Below are 17206 nucleotides of genomic sequence, written 5' to 3'. Positions count from 1 at the left end.
GATGTCCTCAGAAAGATTCTTAGCTATAGCGAATTTATTACTTCCAGAAGTACTTGTAAAGTATTTTGAGATGACTAAACATTATACTAAAGGTGAAGATATTCATTTTTACTTTACCGAATTAAATAAAACTCCAGAAGAATTTAAAAGTATTACTCTTCATTCTAAAGGCTTCTTTCCCGAAGCCACTGTTCAAGATTTTCCTATACGTGGAAAGAATGTATTTCTACACATAACAAGGCGTAGATGGCTGAACAAAGCTACAGGAAAAGTAGTTACAAGAGATTGGCAATTAGTAGCAAAAGGAACTAGAATAACTAGTGATTTTGCTGCTTTTTTAAAAGAACTCTATTAGTAATAACGCTTCTAACACAACAGTTATAGCTAAATTCTACGGTGTAAATTCGAGAAATTTACAAAGGCAATACAAAGATTATTTAAGTGATTTCAAGCAGTGGAATCAAAAAGTACATGCAAAGCAATGGCTACTATTTCCAAAGAATATAGGAAGCTATCTTTCGTTAGATGAAACAGCTTTTTCAAATGGCGATTTATACACTATACTAACTAATAAAAAAGCAAAAGGTAAAAAAGGAGCTATAGTGTGTATGGTTAAAGGAACTAAAGCTGATACTGTTATAGAAATACTCAGTAAAATTCCATTAAAACAAAGACGAAAAGTAAAAGAAGTGACCTTAGATATGGCTGGAAACATGGGATTAATAGTTAAAAAATCATTTATAGAAGCAACATTAGTTATTGATAGATTTCATGTTCAAAAGCTTGCGTTAGATGCATTACAACAGATTAGAATTAAGCATAGATGGGATGCACTTGATGCTGAGAACAGTGCTATAGAAAAGGCAAGAAATAATAATGAAAAATATACTCCGATACTGTTTAGTAATGGAGATACACTAAAACAATTATTGGCTAGAAGCCGCTACTTGCTATACAAATCAAATAGTAAATGGACTAAAAATCAGCAAAAAAGAGCAAAAATACTTTTTGAACATTATCCAGATTTAGAAAAAGCATATAAGCTGTGTCAAAACTTATCTTGGATATTTAATAATACTAAAGGAAAAACTTCTGCTTTAATACGTTTAGCTAAATGGGATGAAAAAGTAAGACAAGCAGCATTTAAAAGCTTCAATACCATTGCTAGAACAATGTCAATACACTATAAAAATATACTCAACTATTTTGATAACAGAAGTACTAACGCTTCTGCTGAATCTTTCAATGCTAAAATAAAAGCCTTTAGAGCACAATTTAGAGGTGTTAGAAACGTAGAATTCTTCTTATTTAGACTAACAACTATTTTTGCTTAATTTTTAAATCCCACAACTTTTGGTATTGATCCTAAATAAATCCGTAACTACTCAAAAAACAACCTAAACACAAACGGCTATATAACATATAGCTTCAAAATACACATCAAAACAATATCCACAAAAAAAGCTTCTCATTTCTGAGAAGCTTTTTGCTTTTGGGTGAAAGACGGGATTCGAACCCGCGACCCTCGGTACCACAAACCGATGCTCTAACCAACTGAGCTACAATCACCATTTATACGCATTTTTGTAACGCGTGTGCAAATGTAAATTAATTCCTATTTACTACAAAGCCTTTTATTAAAATTTTAATTATTTTTTTACCTTTTTATTTAATATCAAACAAGCTATCAACAGTTATATAGCGTTCCACAGTAAAACCTTCGGCGTAACCCACTCCAACTAAGCGACCTAAGTCTTGTGCTCTATAATTAACACTATCAATAAAACTTTTGCTCGTAATTGGTGTTTCGGGCTCATTACTTTTACTATTGAAGAATTGTGTCTGGTATGCATCAACAGCTTTTTGTTTTACATCCATAAAATTAGATATATCCACCACAAAATCCGGTTCTATAGTCTTCCATTGTATGTAATGGTAAACGTGTTTTGGTCTCCATTTGTCTTGATTAATGCCTTCCTGTTCTGTTTCAATTTTAATTAAACCACTTAAAAAACAAGCATCACTTACTAGTTTGCTTCCTTTACCATGATCAATATGTCTATCGTCAATAGCATTACAGAGTACAATATCTGGTTGGTATTTTCTAAGCATTTTAATTACTTCTAATTGATGCTCTTTATCATTTACAAAAAAACCATCAGCAAAACCTAAATTCTCTCTAACCGATAAGCCTAAAATTTCAGCGGCATTACTAGCTTCTGTTTTTCTAGTTTCGGCCGTACCTCTAGTTCCTAATTCTCCTTTTGTTAAATCTATTACGCCTACCTTTTTTCCTTCAGCTATAGCTTTGGCTATTGTTCCTCCTGCACCTAATTCTACATCATCTGGATGTGCTCCAAAGGCTAAAATATCTAATTTCATTGAACTCTATTTTTTTTATTTCCGCTTAAGCGAAAACCTCATTATTTTTGATTCTAAGTTTATACTGAACTTCATATAGTAAAGCTAGAAATCTTGTTGTTAATATTTATATCTGTCGGGTCTTAATTATTTAACCCATTCGTGTTGTTCTTTTTCAGTTAAAAAAGTCCAAGCCACTACTCTACTTTTCTTATTACCTTGAGTCATTTCTATTACCTTAACTGTGGTTGCTCCCAATTTAGCTAAAGACTTCTTCATCGACTTTATATTCTCTTTATTAGAAACCAAACTAGTATACCAAAAGCATTGCTTTTTAAATAAAGAACTTTCGTAAAGGTAGGTATGCAAAAAGGCTTTCTCTCCGCCTTTAAAACATAACTCATGTGCTTGTCCTGCAAAATTTCTTGTTACTGAATCTGTAAGCTTACCAAGACCTTTCAATTTTCGTGTTGTTGCTTCAAAAGCCTCAGCTTCGTCTTTATAGAATGGCGGGTTGCAAATAGATACAGCAAATTTATCTGCTGGAGTTATAATACCTTGAAAAACACTCTCAGCATTTGGTTGGTGCTTTAATTGAATTTCTTTCTTTAAGTCATTCTTAATAATTATTTTCTGTGCGCAAGCAATAGACTTTTTATTACAATCTGAACCAACAAACTTCCAGTTATACTCTGCATTACCAAGTAAAGGATAAATACAAGACGCACCTGTTCCAATGTCTAAAACGGTGATGTTTTCTTTAAGTTTAGAAGCTTTTAAAAGAGCGCCAATATGGTGTATATAATCCACTCGACCAGGAATTGGCGGACACAAATTGGTGTCTGGAAATTGCCAAAAATCTATGCCGTAATGTTCTTTTAACAAAGCTGTATTTAAAGCTTTTACAGCTTTAGCATCTGCAAAATCTATGGTTTGTTTTTCGTATTTATTAACGAAAACGTATGGTATTAATTCTGGAAAAACGGTTGTTAGTTTTTCGAAATTATAATCTTCTTTATGTTTGTTTTTTTTATGCAAAACTTTATAATGTATTTAATGCTTGTTGAATATCATTTTTTAAATCTTTTACCGATTCAATCCCTACTGAAAACCTAATTAAACCATCGCTTATTCCTACTGCATCTCGCTCCGCTTGACTTAACAATGCATGAGACGTTTGTGTTGGACTTACAATAGTACTTTCTACTCCTGCTAAACTTAAAGAAGCTTTAATTAATTTTACTGCCTTTTGAAACTTATTTGAATCTAAACCATCTACTAACTCAAAAGACAACATCGCTCCAAAACCATGCATTTGCGCTTTAGCTAGTTCGTGTTCTGGATGGCTTTTTAAACCTGGATAATAAACTTTTTTAACCGCTTCATTTTTCTCCAACCATTTAGCCATTTTACCTGCATTTTTAGTTTGCCTTTTAACACGAAGCGCTAACGTTTTCATGCTACGTTCTAACATCCAAACAGTAAAATCACTTAAGTTACCTCCAAGATTTATAGATACTTTCCAGATCTTATCCATATGCTCTTTAGATCCTGTTACAGCACCTGCAGAGATATCACTATGACCACCAAAATATTTTGTAGCTGAATGCATAATTAAATCAATGCCAAAATCTCCTGGCGTTTGATTTATAGGGCTCGCAAATGTATTGTCAATACTCGTAACTATATTATTTGCTTTTGCCAAATCGGCTACAGCTTTAATATCTGTGATAGTTAGCAAAGGATTAGATGGTGTTTCTAAATGAATTAATTTTGTATTCGGTTTTATAGCCGCTTCAAAATCTTCAACATTATAACCATCTGTAAATGTAAAGTCTATATTATATTTAGGAAACTCCTCACGAATAAAATTACTGGTACCACCATACAGTGTATTCTGGACTACAATATGATCTCCAGATTGCAAAAATGCTAGAAACATATGGCTTAAAGCTGCCATACCAGAACCAAATATCATAGCTGCTTCCTTATGTTCTAATGCTGCGATTTTTTTTGATAAATATTCTTGATTTGGCGTATTAAAGCTACGCGGATAACGCTTTACATCCACGTCTATATACTCGTAAGAGCTCGCCATATAAATTGGAGATACTGCTCCTTTAAATTGTTCGTCTTTAATTTCGCCTACATGGGCGCAAATGGTATTTAATCCCAAATTGTTTTTACTCATAATGTAAAGATAGTAATTGTTACTTTTAAGTTTAAGCTCTTAGCTATAAACAATAGCATTATTCTTAAAATCTGTTAAAAACCAATGGTTTAACAAGGCATTAACGCAAAACGGAAACCTCTCTTTGTATATTAGAAGTATTATGATACAGATAGAAAAAAAAGATAACGCAGCATTTATTAAAGAATCGGTTAATTATTTAGAGAACTTAGGGTTCGAAAATATTAAAGCCGATGTAGAAGGTTACGAAACTCCCAAATCCTATATTAAACAAGATGGAGACGTTAAAATCACACCAGATATAACTGCCACCAAACGCACCAGAAAGTACTATTTTGAAATTGGTTTAAAAAGTGATAAACCACGTTTATTAAAATCTAAATGGCGCTTTTTAGATGTGCTAAGCAGAATGAATGACCATAGATTTCGAATTATTACAACACGAGGACACTATAAATTTACAAATGATGTTTTAAACGACTTGAATTTGCATAAAACATTAATCAAATTATAATTACTATACTATTGATTAAATTGAAACAGGAAATGATATTAAATATCACTTCCTGTTTTTTTATGCGTCTTTAGATTGCGCTTTTAGAAGTTTATTTTGCTCTACCATTAATTCATTTAAATCTGTGAGCAATTGAATATCCTTTGGCGTTTTTACCGTTTTATCTTTAGCATCATGAGATTTATCACGCAGCCTATTCATTGCTTTTACAACAAGAAACACCGTAATACCTATAATTATAAAATCCATAAAAGCTTCAGCTAAAGCACCATATTGCATAACTACTTCATCGGCAATTACTTTTCCGGCTTCATCAAAAGTCCCTTCACGAAGAATTATTTTTTTATCCTGAAGATTAATACCGTCTGTCATTAAAGACAAAGGCGGCATTAATACTTTTTTTACAAGAACATCAATAACTTTATTAAATGATGCACCAATAATAATACCTATTGCCATATCCATCATATTACCTTTTACAGCAAATTCTTTGAATTCTTTTAAAAATCCCATCATAAAAAATATTCTTAGTTTTTAATTATTATTTTTTATAGTATTTTGAATACATTCTATTAGAAAATATAGCTAATACCGTCACAATACCAACTGCAACTGCAATATATTTATAACTTAAATCCTGTCCCGATTGGTAAGAATGTAATCCAGATAAATAGAAATTTACACCAAAATAAGTAAAAATTATAAATGCAAATGCTACAATAGACATCAAGTTAAAAAACCATCTACCACGCAAACCTGGTACTAAACGTGCATGAATTACAAAGGCATAAACCATTATACTAATTAGTGCCCATGTTTCTTTTGGGTCCCAACCCCAATAACGTCCCCAACTTTCGTTTGCCCACATACCTCCAAGAAAGTTACCTATAGTTAGCATAACTAAACCAACTGTTAACGACATTTCGTTAATTATAGTAAGCTCTTTAATATTTAAAAGCATTTTATCTTTATTCTCTTTTGTTGTTAAGATCATTAAAATTAAAACAGTTATTCCTAAAATCATTGATAAAGTAAAAGGCCCATAACTTGCTACAATTACTGCAACATGAATCATTAACCAATAACTATCTAGAACTGGTGGTAAGTTTGCAATTGCCGGATCCATCCAACTTAAATGCGCAACCATTAATAGCATTGATGTTACAAAAGCACCAGCTGCTGTTGTTAAATTTGAACTATGTTTCCCTGCTAATAGACTATTAAAGACTGTAAGTAAACTTCTATTAGATGTGCTCGAAAGCATTAAACCAAATAACATTGTTGCCCAAGCTACATAAATCATCGATTCGTAACCATCACTCCAAGGTGCATGGCCCGAAATGTACCATCTTAAAATTAAACCGATTGTATGTGCTACAAAGGACAATAATATTAGTAACTTAAATATTACTATTGCTATTTTTATAAACTTACTCTTGTCCTTAAAAATTTGAACAATCAATAATACAAACAGTATCGCTCCAAATAACAAGTAAGCATAATGTAGGTTCTTAAAAATATCGTATTTGTTATATAGAATTTCTGTATTAATTTTATCCTCACTAAGCATGACTTCGCTACCTAGTTTTAATTGGTTTCTTTTAAAAGCCTCTAAAATCTTATCAGCTTCAGAATAATCACCAGACTGTTTTGCATTATTTAAACGATATAAATAGAGATTAAAGCTTTGGTTTACGAAACTTTGATAAATAGTGTCCTTAATTTTTTCTTTGTAATGCTCTTTTCTGTATTCATTTGCAGAAATCCACTTATTATTTTCATCTTCAGGAATAGGAAATATTTTAAGAGAATTACCTTGTACTGTATTATGAAGTAAATTAACGCGCTGATCTGCTTCTATAAACTCTTTCTGAAAACCGTTTGGAGCTAATGCTTTGTATGCATTTTCCAAATAAGGTGCTAATTTGTAATCTCCGTTACTAGTGAAAAAGTGACCTAAAGTTGCATAATTAACAGACTTTTCTACTCCAATAATACTTCTTAACGAATCGTCTTTTTTAGCTTTTAAGTAAATAATTGGCACATTGTACCAAAATGCAGGACTTTCTTGTACCGAAAGAAAAATTTGATCTGCAGTAAAACCTTCGTAAGTATCACTTTTACTTAATTTTCTTAAAAACTCTGATGCATAAGTATTAACAGGCATCATACGCCCTCCAACGTCTTGTATTACCAGACGTCCAAACTTATCGGCTTGTTCTTTTGGCAACATATTAGCATGCAAAATAGAATCTACCGCCGCTTTGTTTTCTTCGTAAGTATAATCATCGTGTTGTTGTACGGTAACTTTAGATTCTACTGCTTCGTTTACAACCTTTTGAGAGTGGTCGTGCCCGTCATGTTCAGAATGTTGTTCTTGTGCAAAACCAGAAAATGTAAAGCATATTAATAAAATAGAAATAAGCTCTGATTTTTTATCCTTTACTTTATCAAGTGCGCGTTTTAAATCGGCAAAACGTGTTTTTCTATCAAACAGAATAGCCATCATACCAAAATAGAGTAACATATAGCCAAAATAAGTAACCCAAGTACCCCAACGGTCATGATTTACAGAGAGCCTCGTTAGCGTCTCATTATTATCGAAACCAGCTTGAAAGAAACGGTATCCTCTGTGATCGAGAACGTTGTTCATGAAAATTTTATAATCAAAATCGCCTTCTTCAGTATCATTTACTGTAATAGCACTCGAAAAAGCCGAATAACTATTTTTAGTTCCAGGATATTTTTCTGCAACAAAATCATTCAATTTAATACTAAAAGGCAACTCTATAAGCTTTGCTCCAAATCTAAAATCTAAATCTAAACCTCCAATTTCTAGCCTTTCCCATTGGTTGGTAGTACCCATTCCTCCAAGTAATCTCACTTGTTTTGTTTCACCATTTGCAGAGACGTTTAAAACTAAACCATCTTCATCACTTTTTAATAATTTCGATTTTTTTACAATATCGAAAGTTCCTTTTATTACCGGCTTTGGAAATACCATTTGCATTTTACCAATAACATATCTTGAACGCAGCATTAACGGCTGAATACTATCCTTTATTAATTTGCCTTCAGACATTGTTGCCATTTGCAGATATTCACCTTCAAAAGGAGAATCTATAGTTATTCCGTTTTCATCGTCAACAATATTAATCGCTCCTTTTTTAGGATTATTTAAAGTAAAAATAATGTTATGAATAAGTTGATCTTCACCAGATTTTAAATAGTGATTGTGAGGTGCACCATCTCCTGCTTCAACTATTTTTAGATACTCTTCTCCATTTTCATTTGGAATGATATCTTTTTCAGCATTAGAAACAAATTTATCTAGTGATACCGAAACTTGTGTCGTGTCATAAGTTGTACTAAAATCTAAGGAGTTATTTAGCCTTTCAGAAAAATCGACTTCCTTTTCAATACGCAAACGTTGTGCTACATTATCAATTTTATAATCTCCATTGACTAAAACTTGAACGAATGTTTTTTGAGAAAGAAACGTGTTTTCTGTTTCTCCTTCTTGTATAGGCATCATCCCTTCATATCCAATATAACGTGTTATAAATGCACCTAAAAGAATAAAAATAAATGCTAAATGTAGCGTTAATGTTGCCCATTTTGCTTTTTTGTATAAGCGGAATCTAAATATATTCCCTACAAAATTAATAACAAAAAATACCATAATCCCTTCAAACCACCAGGTATTATAAATTAAAGATCGGGAATACGGTGTTGGTGACGTTTCTTGTCCAGCATCCATAAATGTGCCAGTTATCATGGCAGCAGCAAAAAGGATAAATAAAACAGCTGTTAAACGTGTAGAAAAGAGGATTTTTGCGAGTTTATTTTGCATCATATCAAGGCTCTGTTTAGCTCGTGCAAATATAATCCTTTTTGTTTGTTTTTGTTATCTGAAAAATGAGGAATTACTGTTAAAATTATGTTTATTTTTTTGAGCGCGCTTCAAATATTTTTAAGTACAAAAAAGAACCCATTTTGCGTGCTCGACGTTTTGCATTATCTGCTACTTCGCCTTCAAACAATTCGTCTAAAGTTTGTGCCCAATAATTCAACCAAATGCCAAAATGAAGCTCTGTAATAGTGTTGTTATTTTCTTCATCTACTTTTGCATGCACCTCTAATGGATTACCTATATATTTCTCATCTAATTTTCTAGAAAAAAACAAACTTGATTCCCAAAAAGTAGTTAAATGATTTAGATGTTTATCCCAATCTGTAATTGCATTATTAAAAATAGGACCTAAAGTCTCATCATTTCTCACTTTTATATAAAATGAATCGACCAATAAAGCTAAATCTTTCCGTGTATTTATATCTTTTTTCTCCATTGTTTACAAAGATACTATTATCATCTTTTTTTTAAGCATTTGGTTACTTATTTTAGCCAAATGATTTCAGTTGTACTCTTAGGCGCAGGAAATGTAGCCACTCACCTATTTAAAGCTTTTTATGCTTCGGAAGAAGTTGAAATAAAACAATGGTATAATCGTAGTTTAAAGACGATTGACAAATATAAAAACAAGGTTAAGGTAACCGATGATTTAACAGCGTTAGTTGAAGCCGATATTTATATTCTAGCCGTTAGCGATGACGCCATAGAAGATCTATCGAAGCAACTGCCTTTTGAAAACAGATTGGTTGTGCATACTTCTGGCAGTACGAGTTTGTATGCCGTAGATATGAAACAAAAGCGAGGTGTTTTTTACCCGCTACAAACGTTTTCTAAAGCTGCAGATCTCGATTTTACAGATGTTCCTATATGTATTGAAGCCTTAAAAAAGGTAGATTTACCAATTCTTAAAAAATTAGCAAACGCTATCGGCAGTAAAAGCCATAAAGTAAATAGCGACCAACGTCAAGCTTTACACTTAGCTGCTGTGTTTGTAAATAATTTCACGAATCAATTATATAGAATGGCACATGAAATTACAGAACAAAATGGTGCAGAATTCGACATTTTAAAACCCTTAATAAAAGAGACTGCTAATAAAATAGAATCTCTTTCTCCTTACCTCGCACAAACTGGACCAGCACTGCGAGACGATAAAAAAACAATAAAAAGACATTTAAAACAACTGGAAAGCGACCAGCATAAAGCGGTTTACGAGTTGTTAACAAAATCTATAAAAAAGACACATGGCAGACGATAAAAGTTACAAAGAGTATTTAGCAAATATTAACACCTTTATATTTGATGTTGATGGCGTATTAACAGATGGTTCTCTAACAATAACAGCAACTGGAGACATGTTAAGAACCATGAACGTAAAAGATGGTTACGCACTTAAACAGGCTTTAAACAAAGGATATAACGTTTGTATTATTTCAGGCGGCACTAACGAAGGTGTTAAAACGCGTTTAGAAAACTTAGGTATTTCAGATGTATTTTTAGGTGCACACAATAAGATAGAACACTATAATAAGTACATTTTAGACAAAAACATAGACCCCAAAAACGTTTTATATATGGGAGACGATATTCCGGATATTCCTGTCATGAAATTAGTAGGACTACCTACTTGTCCACAAGATGCGGTACAAGAAGTGAAACAAATATCAAAATACATTTCGCATAAAAAAGGTGGAAAAGGTTCTGTTCGCGATGTTATTGAACAAGTTTTAAAAGTTAAAAACGATTGGAATTCCTATTTTGATGCTTCTATCTAGTATTCATTTTGAGTAGACCTAAAAGAAGACATAAAACAGGATTTAGCTACATTGGAGCCGGGAATAATAAATCGGTTTTTAATAGAAAACCAAATAAAGTGTTTTCTAAAGCTAAAGATCAACTAAATAGTTCTAGTCTTAAAGATTACAAATTAGAGTTTACAAATTGTAAATTAACTGAAGCTGAAAGAGAGCACATTAAAAACAATATTCGTTCAAAAAGCAGACGAAAAAATAGACTAACATTATTACTTTCAATTTTAATAGTAATTCCTATAATTGTTGCAATTATAGGTTTAATTGAAGGTGTGTTAACAAAATATAGATAAACTTTGAATTTACTAAATCTCATCCGCTGGAAAAACTTATTAATGATTGCTGTTGTGCAACTATTAGTTAAATATGCCTTGTTTCCTGCTTTTACAATTGACACGACTCTAAATCCTTTAAATTTCTTTTTATTAATACTTGCAACACTCTCTATTGCTGCAGGTGGTTATATAATTAATGACATATATGATATTGAAACCGACGCGATAAATAAACCAAACAAAGTAACGATTGGCACAAAAATATCTGAAAGCATTGCAAATAAATTATATATCCTATTCACTTTTATTGGTGTTTGCCTAGGTTTTTATTTATCACACAAAGTAGGCAGACCACCGTTTTTTGGTCTATTTGTAATTATTGCTGCATCATTATATGTCTATGCTTCATATTTAAAACAAATTGCCGTTGCTGGTAATATTGTAGTTTCAATACTTGTAGCACTCAGTTTATTAATTGTTGGAATTTTCGAACTTATTCCAGCTATAACTATTCAAAACGAAACTGTACAATCTACAATGCTAGAGGTATTAACAGATTATGCCATTTTCGCCTTTCTAATCAACTTTATCAGAGAAATAGTAAAAGATATTCAAGATGTAGATGGAGACCATAAGGTAGGCATGCAAACCTTACCCATTTTATTTGGAAAAGCAAGAACTTCTAAAGTAACAATGGCTTTAACTTTAATCACCATTATAATAATTGTGTACTATGTTACAACATTTTTATACATGCATGTTGAAGCTATAGCTTATTATTTAATTGCTGTTGTTGGACCATTAATATATATTGCTATTAAAATGTTTACTGCAGAGAGTAATGCACAATTTAAACACATTAGTTTTATGCTTAAAATAGTAATGATTTTCGGCATGCTCTCGATGTTGTTATATCGATTAATTTTTTAATTATGTTAAACGAAAAACTTAAGAACCGACATATCATTCTAGCTTCAGGATCGCCTAGACGTCAGGAATTTTTCAGGAATCTAGGTTTAGATTTTGAGATAAGATTGAAAGATATTGAAGAAATATATCCGCCTAAACTGTTGCATTTTGAAATTAGCGACTACTTAGCGCAACTAAAATCTTTACCGTTTGTCGAGGAATTAAAAGAAGAAGATATTCTTGTAACAAGTGATACTATTGTATGGCATAAAAGTAATGCCTTAGGCAAACCTAGAAATAACGATGAAGCATTTGCCATGTTAAAATCTTTAAGCGACGATACCCACGAAGTGATTACATCTATTTGTGTACGTACAAAAGCATTTCAAAGAACAGTAAATGCGGTTACAAAAGTTACTTTTAAAGCATTTACAGACGATGAACTTTGGCATTACATTAAAACCTGCTCACCTTTAGATAAAGCTGGTGCATATGGTATTCAAGAATGGATTGGTCAAATAGGAGTTATTAGTATTGAAGGTTCCTATTTTAATGTTATGGGATTACCAACACACTTACTTTACGAAACGTTAAATATTATTGCCGACGATTATTAGAATTGTAATTTTGTAATAAAATCTTATGAAAACAAAAGATAAACTCCTTGCTTGCTTAATTATTAGTTTCTTTTCTATTCTTACTTCGTGTTCCAATAAAGACTCGAAAAATATTGCAATTTCATCTGTTAAAACTGAAAACAAAACAGCTTCCACAACTCAAGCCTTTCAGCCTAATAAAAAATTTAATGATTATTGGTATGCTGGTGAAGCAGAAATTTCATCTTATAATTTAGAACAATCACGTTACGGAGAAACAAGGAACGGAACTGCTGTTTTAATTTATGTAACAGAACCTTTTTTAGAAAACAAACAAGTAAAAGCAGACAATAATAACCCTACCAATATTAATGTTTTAAAGCTAAATAGAACCAAGAATTTTACCACTGGTATTTATCCTTATTCTATTATGCAAAGTACTTTTTATCCAATTGCAAATAACCAACATGCAATAAAAGTAAGTTGTTCTATTCAAGAATGGTGTGGACATGTTTATACACAATTAAATAACCGTGAACAGTTTGAAATAGACTCTCACTCCTATTTTGAAAATCAGGCAGATAATAATTTCAAACTTGATAAAAACATTTTAGAGAATGAGTTGTGGACACAATTACGTATTGACCCTAAAAGCCTTCCTACAGGCAAAATTAATATTATTCCATCTTTAGAGTTTATTCGTTTAAAACACGACCCTTTAAAAGCATACGAGGTTTCAGCAACTTTAGACACAGGAAGCTACACGCTTAATTATCCTAGTTTAAAGCGTAAACTTACTATTAATTTTAATCCAGAATTTCCTTATGAAATTTTGAATTGGGAAGAAAACATCAATGGAGATATTACTAAAGCAACAAGATTAAAAACAATCAAATCTGCTTATTGGAGTAAAAAAAGTAAGAAAGACGAAGTGTTAAGAGAGACTCTTTTATTACAATAAAGCATTACCAATTTTTATATAATACTTATTAAATGTTTTTACAAAAACTAGAACCCGAGCTTATTAACACAGTAATTGTGTTAGCTGTATTTTTCTTTATTAGAGTAATTGGTAAGATTACAATTAGAAAAATTGGCATTAAAAGCGCTATTAACGAAGCACGCATCCGTTTAATTTCAAGATATTTCACTTTCACTTTATTAATTATCTTTTTATTTGTAGAAGCTTATGTTTTTGGTGTGCAAACCGACGACATCTCACTAGTATTCTCTTCTGTTTTTGCCGTTTTAGGCGTTGGTTTATTTGCCATCTGGTCCATATTAAGTAATGTAACTTCTGGTGTGATTATGTTCTTTTCATTTCCATACAAAGTAGGAGATAAAATAAAAATTCATGATAAAGATTATCCTATAGAAGCCGTAATAGAAGATATTAGAGCCTTCCAATTACATCTAAGGATAGATTCAGGAGATTTGGTAACTTACCCAAATAATTTAATTCTTCAAAAAGCTGTAACTTTAGTACAAAAAGACGCTATTGAAGATTTCGGAGATTTCCACTAATTACATGTTATGACTAAAAAAAAATCTAGAAAACGTACGCAACATTATAAAAAACAAGTAGGACAAGTTCCTGGTACTTTAATATATACAGGAACTAAAGAACATTCCAATTTATTTATAGAGTCGTTTGATTATAATACAGATTCTTTCGTAGAGAAAGAGTTAAAAACAGTAGAAGAAGCATTTCAGTTTAAAGCTTCGAATACTGTTACTTGGATAAACCTAAATGGACTAAACCAAATAGCAGAAATTGAAAAACTTGGAGCCCATTATAATTTACATCCCTTAGTTTTAGAAGATATTGTAAGTACAAACCAGCGTCCTAAAATTGATGAATATGAAGATTACATCTTTATTGTTTTAAAAATGATGTATTATGATGCTGATGAAAAAATAGTCTCAGAGCAAGTCAGTTTTATTTTAGGAGAAAATTATGTACTCTCTTTACAAGAAGCCGAAGGTGATGTGTTCGACGCTCTTCGAGATCGTATTCGACAAGCAAAAGGTAGAATTAGAAGTCTAGGTTCAGACTACTTATTATATGCATTAATAGATTCTGTAGTCGATCATTATTACGCGATTATTGAAACTATGGGTAATAAAATTGAAGATCTTGAAGATAATTTATTCGAAGGGTTAACTAAAGATGAAATTAGTTTAGAAATTCAAGGTCTTAAGCGTGAAGTTTTAAAAGTTAGACGTGCTATTTTTCCATTACGAGAAATTATAAATCGTATTGATAAAAGTGATAGTAAACTTATAAACGAAAAAACACTACACTATTTTGGTGATGTTTACGACCATATTATTCAAGTGTCTGATACTATAGATATCTATCGTGAAATGATTTGGGGATTAATGGATATGTACATGACCACCATTAGCAATCGCATGAACGAAGTCATGAAAGTATTAACCATTATTGCTACCATTTTTATACCACTCACCTTTATTGCTGGTATTTATGGGATGAATTTTGATAACATTCCAGAACTACATTATAAATACAGTTATCAAGTATTATGGATTGTAATGATTGTTATTTTCTTAGGAATGTTGTATTACTTTAAAAGAAAAAAGTGGCTGTAATTTTTTAAATTACAAATAACTACATTATAAATTTCACTTAAACCTTTGCCCTTAAAAAACAGCTTACAACTCTCTAATATCTAAAAATCAATAGATTCAGAAATAGATAGTCTAGAAATAAACAACTGTAATTCGAAAAATATATATATATTTAGTAAAAAAAACATGAAAATCATTTTTTTGCTAATATCCTCTTTATTTATTTTTACAATAAACGCCCAAAATAAAATTGGCTCATTTACAACCGATAAAGGAGAAACAATAGATGTTTATGAAAATAAAGATAATATTGTAGATTTAGATTTAGCCTCTAGAATGATTATTAAAGGCAATGTAATTTTAACATCAGAAAAACTAATCTATTTTGATGCCTCTAATAAAGTAAAAAAAATAAAACAACATAAAGTAGAGTTGCTTAATTTTGACGGAAGAACCTTTAAAAATCTTCCAATAACAAAGATTGGGCAAAAAAGACTCCATGAAATTTTTATTGAAAACGATAAATACATTTTAACAAACTACTCGTCAACCTTAGGTAACTATTTTTATATTTTTAATAAGAATGATATGAAAATCGTTAAGAAAAAAACACACCATTCGCTTAAAAAAAAGGATGATTATAAATCTTTAGATAAAATTATAAAAAAATACTTTTCTAATTGTCCAGAAATTTTTGATCAAATTAAACAAAACATAAGGAACCTAGATTACGCTTGGAAAGATGCTAATGGAAATTGGTTAATAAAAAATAATATGTTTAACGGCTTTGTAAACTATAAGTGTAATTAATTATGAAACTTATTCTTTTTATCTTTTGTGTCACTTTTTCTAGTTTTTGTTTCTCTCAAGATTATTTGTTTTTAAAAAATGGTACAGAAATATATGGTTCGGTATTATACATTAATAAGGCTAAAGTTTATTTTGAAGATGCAGATACAGGAGATAGAAAATGGCATAAAAAAATAGAAAAACTAATAGATAATGTTAACGAGAATACAATAGAATATAAAGTTAGAGATATAGATGGTTTAAGTTCTTATTTATCAGGAGAATTAGTTTCTGGTAAAGCCTCCTATTATAGAATACATAAGCATGTTGCTGGAGGACAAGGTTATTTGTCGTTTTACTATATTTATAAAGAAGGTGACAAAAAAGCATTTAAAGACTTACCTAACAGTCTAACTACTCCTTTTCATAAACGTTTATCAAAATACTTTTCAGACTGTCCTACTCTATCTAAAAAAATAAAAAGTAAAGTTTATAATTATTCAGATACAGAGGAAATTATCAAGTTTTACAACACTAATTGCTCAGACTAAAATTTAGCTAAATTACTTCTTTTATGGTCAATCGTTACAGACGAGAGATAGCGAAAAATGTCTATAAACGAGGTTTAAATTCTAAATAACCAAAAAACTAAATCCCAAGATTAGTATTAGCTCTCTACTGTGAATTTTATAATTTCACCTTTATTGTTTAGACAAACAACTAAAATATCATCAGATAATTCACTCACAACTCTATAGTCGAAAATCGCAAAAAAATTTGTCGCGTCAGGAAAAAAGCCAAGTCGCTTTAATTTTAGTTTTGATAATAACTGTAATTCTGTAGTTAGATTTTGATCTGTATCTTTTAAATACATTTTTAAGTCTTGAGCATCAATTTCTTCAGCATGAAATTCAAAATATTCTTTAACCATTCCGTCTTGGTTAACTTTGGCATGTATTTCTTCTTTTATTGCCTTTTCTATTGCTTCAATATTATTTAAAATATTACGAATACTCTTTATCGTTTTTGGATGTATTTTATCCTCTTCAAAATTAATATCTATAGAAACAATATTATCGTTTATTTTAATATTATCTACTTCGTAATCACGAGCATTTGATAATGTAATCGCACCAAAGAAACGTAAAGTTTCACTTTCTACTATTGCATTAGACGTTTTCTTTGATTTTTTATTGCAATTAAAGAATGAGAACATAAGCAAGACTATTTAGATTTTTTTCATATTATAAAAAAA

20 protein-coding genes and 1 tRNA gene are annotated in these 17206 nt (G+C 30.8%); 13 read left to right on the top strand and 8 right to left on the bottom strand.

Features of this window, described 5'->3' with window-relative positions; all coding sequences use genetic code 11:
* Position 1 precedes the first annotated feature (1 nt).
* Together ASC44_RS15775 and ASC44_RS15770 are read left to right on the top strand one after the other, a co-directional pair.
* Positions 2-355, top strand: a complete 354-nt coding sequence (locus ASC44_RS15775) for an ISAon1 family transposase N-terminal region protein (protein ID WP_055446579.1) — start codon at positions 2-4, stop codon at positions 353-355.
* Complete coding sequence (locus tag ASC44_RS15770; RefSeq protein ID WP_083476243.1) at positions 351-1334, top strand: ISAon1 family transposase; 984 nt, start codon at positions 351-353, stop codon at positions 1332-1334. Before ASC44_RS15775 ends, ASC44_RS15770 begins: the two co-directional genes overlap by 5 nt.
* A 160-nt stretch (positions 1335-1494) precedes the next feature.
* On the opposite strand, the gene ASC44_RS15765 is transcribed toward ASC44_RS15770, so the two are convergent.
* The 4 genes from ASC44_RS15765 to ASC44_RS15750 form a co-directional block, all read right to left on the bottom strand.
* Positions 1495-1570 (bottom strand) — tRNA-His (locus ASC44_RS15765).
* A gap of 95 nt (positions 1571-1665) precedes the next feature.
* Positions 1666-2382, bottom strand: a complete 717-nt coding sequence (gene bshB1 / locus ASC44_RS15760; protein WP_055448589.1) for a bacillithiol biosynthesis deacetylase BshB1 — start codon at positions 2380-2382, stop codon at positions 1666-1668.
* 126 nt (positions 2383-2508) lie between these two features.
* Positions 2509-3399, bottom strand: coding sequence for a 23S rRNA (adenine(1618)-N(6))-methyltransferase RlmF (rlmF, locus tag ASC44_RS15755; RefSeq protein ID WP_055448588.1), 891 nt, complete (start codon positions 3397-3399; stop codon positions 2509-2511).
* Between the two features lie 4 nt (positions 3400-3403).
* Positions 3404-4552 carry a trans-sulfuration enzyme family protein gene (locus ASC44_RS15750; protein ID WP_055448587.1) on the bottom strand — a complete coding sequence of 383 codons (1149 nt, stop codon included), beginning with the start codon at positions 4550-4552 and terminating at the stop codon, positions 3404-3406.
* 142 nt (positions 4553-4694) lie between these two features.
* On the opposite strand from ASC44_RS15750, the gene ASC44_RS15745 reads away from it, so the two are divergent.
* Positions 4695-5066, top strand: a complete 372-nt coding sequence (locus tag ASC44_RS15745; protein WP_055448586.1) for a hypothetical protein — start codon at positions 4695-4697, stop codon at positions 5064-5066.
* Positions 5067-5126: 60 nt separating this feature from the next.
* Here the strand turns inward: ASC44_RS15745 and mscL are convergent, their stop codons facing one another.
* From mscL to ASC44_RS15730, 3 genes are all read right to left on the bottom strand, one after another.
* The gene (gene mscL / locus ASC44_RS15740) at positions 5127-5579 is read right to left on the bottom strand and encodes a large conductance mechanosensitive channel protein MscL (RefSeq protein ID WP_055448585.1); all 453 of its coding nucleotides are present in this window, start codon (positions 5577-5579) and stop codon (positions 5127-5129) included.
* Positions 5580-5607: 28 nt separating this feature from the next.
* A complete protein-coding gene (locus tag ASC44_RS15735) occupies positions 5608-8919 on the bottom strand; it encodes a cytochrome c biogenesis protein CcsA (protein WP_055448584.1) in 3312 nt (1103 codons plus the stop codon).
* Between the two features lie 91 nt (positions 8920-9010).
* Positions 9011-9415: a group III truncated hemoglobin gene (locus ASC44_RS15730; RefSeq protein WP_055448583.1), complete on the bottom strand. Its 405-nt coding sequence runs from the start codon at positions 9413-9415 to the stop codon at positions 9011-9013.
* A gap of 60 nt (positions 9416-9475) precedes the next feature.
* Between ASC44_RS15730 and ASC44_RS15725 the strand changes: the two genes are divergently transcribed.
* The 10 genes from ASC44_RS15725 (at position 9476) to ASC44_RS15680 (ending at position 16502) form a co-directional block, all read left to right on the top strand.
* The gene (locus tag ASC44_RS15725; protein WP_055448582.1) at positions 9476-10237 is read left to right on the top strand and encodes a Rossmann-like and DUF2520 domain-containing protein; all 762 of its coding nucleotides are present in this window, start codon (positions 9476-9478) and stop codon (positions 10235-10237) included.
* Entirely contained in the window at positions 10224-10754 is a 531-nt protein-coding gene (locus ASC44_RS15720; protein WP_055448581.1) for a KdsC family phosphatase, read from the top strand. Before ASC44_RS15725 ends, ASC44_RS15720 begins: the two co-directional genes overlap by 14 nt.
* An 8-nt stretch (positions 10755-10762) precedes the next feature.
* Positions 10763-11083 (top strand): lipase chaperone, encoded by a 321-nt coding sequence (locus ASC44_RS15715; protein WP_055448580.1) that lies wholly within the window; start codon positions 10763-10765, stop codon positions 11081-11083.
* Between the two features lie 3 nt (positions 11084-11086).
* Positions 11087-11995: a geranylgeranylglycerol-phosphate geranylgeranyltransferase gene (locus tag ASC44_RS15710; protein ID WP_083476329.1), complete on the top strand. Its 909-nt coding sequence runs from the start codon at positions 11087-11089 to the stop codon at positions 11993-11995.
* 2 nt (positions 11996-11997) lie between these two features.
* Positions 11998-12591: a Maf family nucleotide pyrophosphatase gene (locus tag ASC44_RS15705; RefSeq protein WP_055448578.1), complete on the top strand. Its 594-nt coding sequence runs from the start codon at positions 11998-12000 to the stop codon at positions 12589-12591.
* 25 nt (positions 12592-12616) lie between these two features.
* Positions 12617-13531: a hypothetical protein gene (locus tag ASC44_RS15700; protein WP_055448577.1), complete on the top strand. Its 915-nt coding sequence runs from the start codon at positions 12617-12619 to the stop codon at positions 13529-13531.
* A 32-nt stretch (positions 13532-13563) separates the two neighbouring features.
* On the top strand, positions 13564-14094 hold the full coding sequence (locus tag ASC44_RS15695) for a mechanosensitive ion channel family protein (RefSeq protein ID WP_055448576.1): 531 nt from the start codon (positions 13564-13566) through the stop codon (positions 14092-14094).
* Between the two features lie 9 nt (positions 14095-14103).
* Positions 14104-15183: a magnesium/cobalt transporter CorA gene (gene corA / locus ASC44_RS15690; RefSeq protein WP_055448575.1), complete on the top strand. Its 1080-nt coding sequence runs from the start codon at positions 14104-14106 to the stop codon at positions 15181-15183.
* 165 nt (positions 15184-15348) lie between these two features.
* On the top strand, positions 15349-15972 hold the full coding sequence (locus tag ASC44_RS15685) for a hypothetical protein (RefSeq protein WP_055448574.1): 624 nt from the start codon (positions 15349-15351) through the stop codon (positions 15970-15972).
* Positions 15973-15974: 2 nt separating this feature from the next.
* Positions 15975-16502 (top strand): hypothetical protein, encoded by a 528-nt coding sequence (locus ASC44_RS15680; RefSeq protein ID WP_055448573.1) that lies wholly within the window; start codon positions 15975-15977, stop codon positions 16500-16502.
* A 116-nt stretch (positions 16503-16618) separates the two neighbouring features.
* Here the strand turns inward: ASC44_RS15680 and ASC44_RS15675 are convergent, their stop codons facing one another.
* The gene (locus ASC44_RS15675) at positions 16619-17167 is read right to left on the bottom strand and encodes a DUF2004 domain-containing protein (RefSeq protein WP_055448572.1); all 549 of its coding nucleotides are present in this window, start codon (positions 17165-17167) and stop codon (positions 16619-16621) included.
* Positions 17168-17206 lie beyond the last annotated feature (39 nt).

This window comes from Lacinutrix mariniflava, assembly GCF_001418015.1.
In the GTDB taxonomy this organism is placed as follows: domain Bacteria; phylum Bacteroidota; class Bacteroidia; order Flavobacteriales; family Flavobacteriaceae; genus Lacinutrix; species Lacinutrix mariniflava.
Note: the sequence above shows the minus strand (reverse complement) of the source record. Positions and strands in the feature narration are given on the sequence as shown.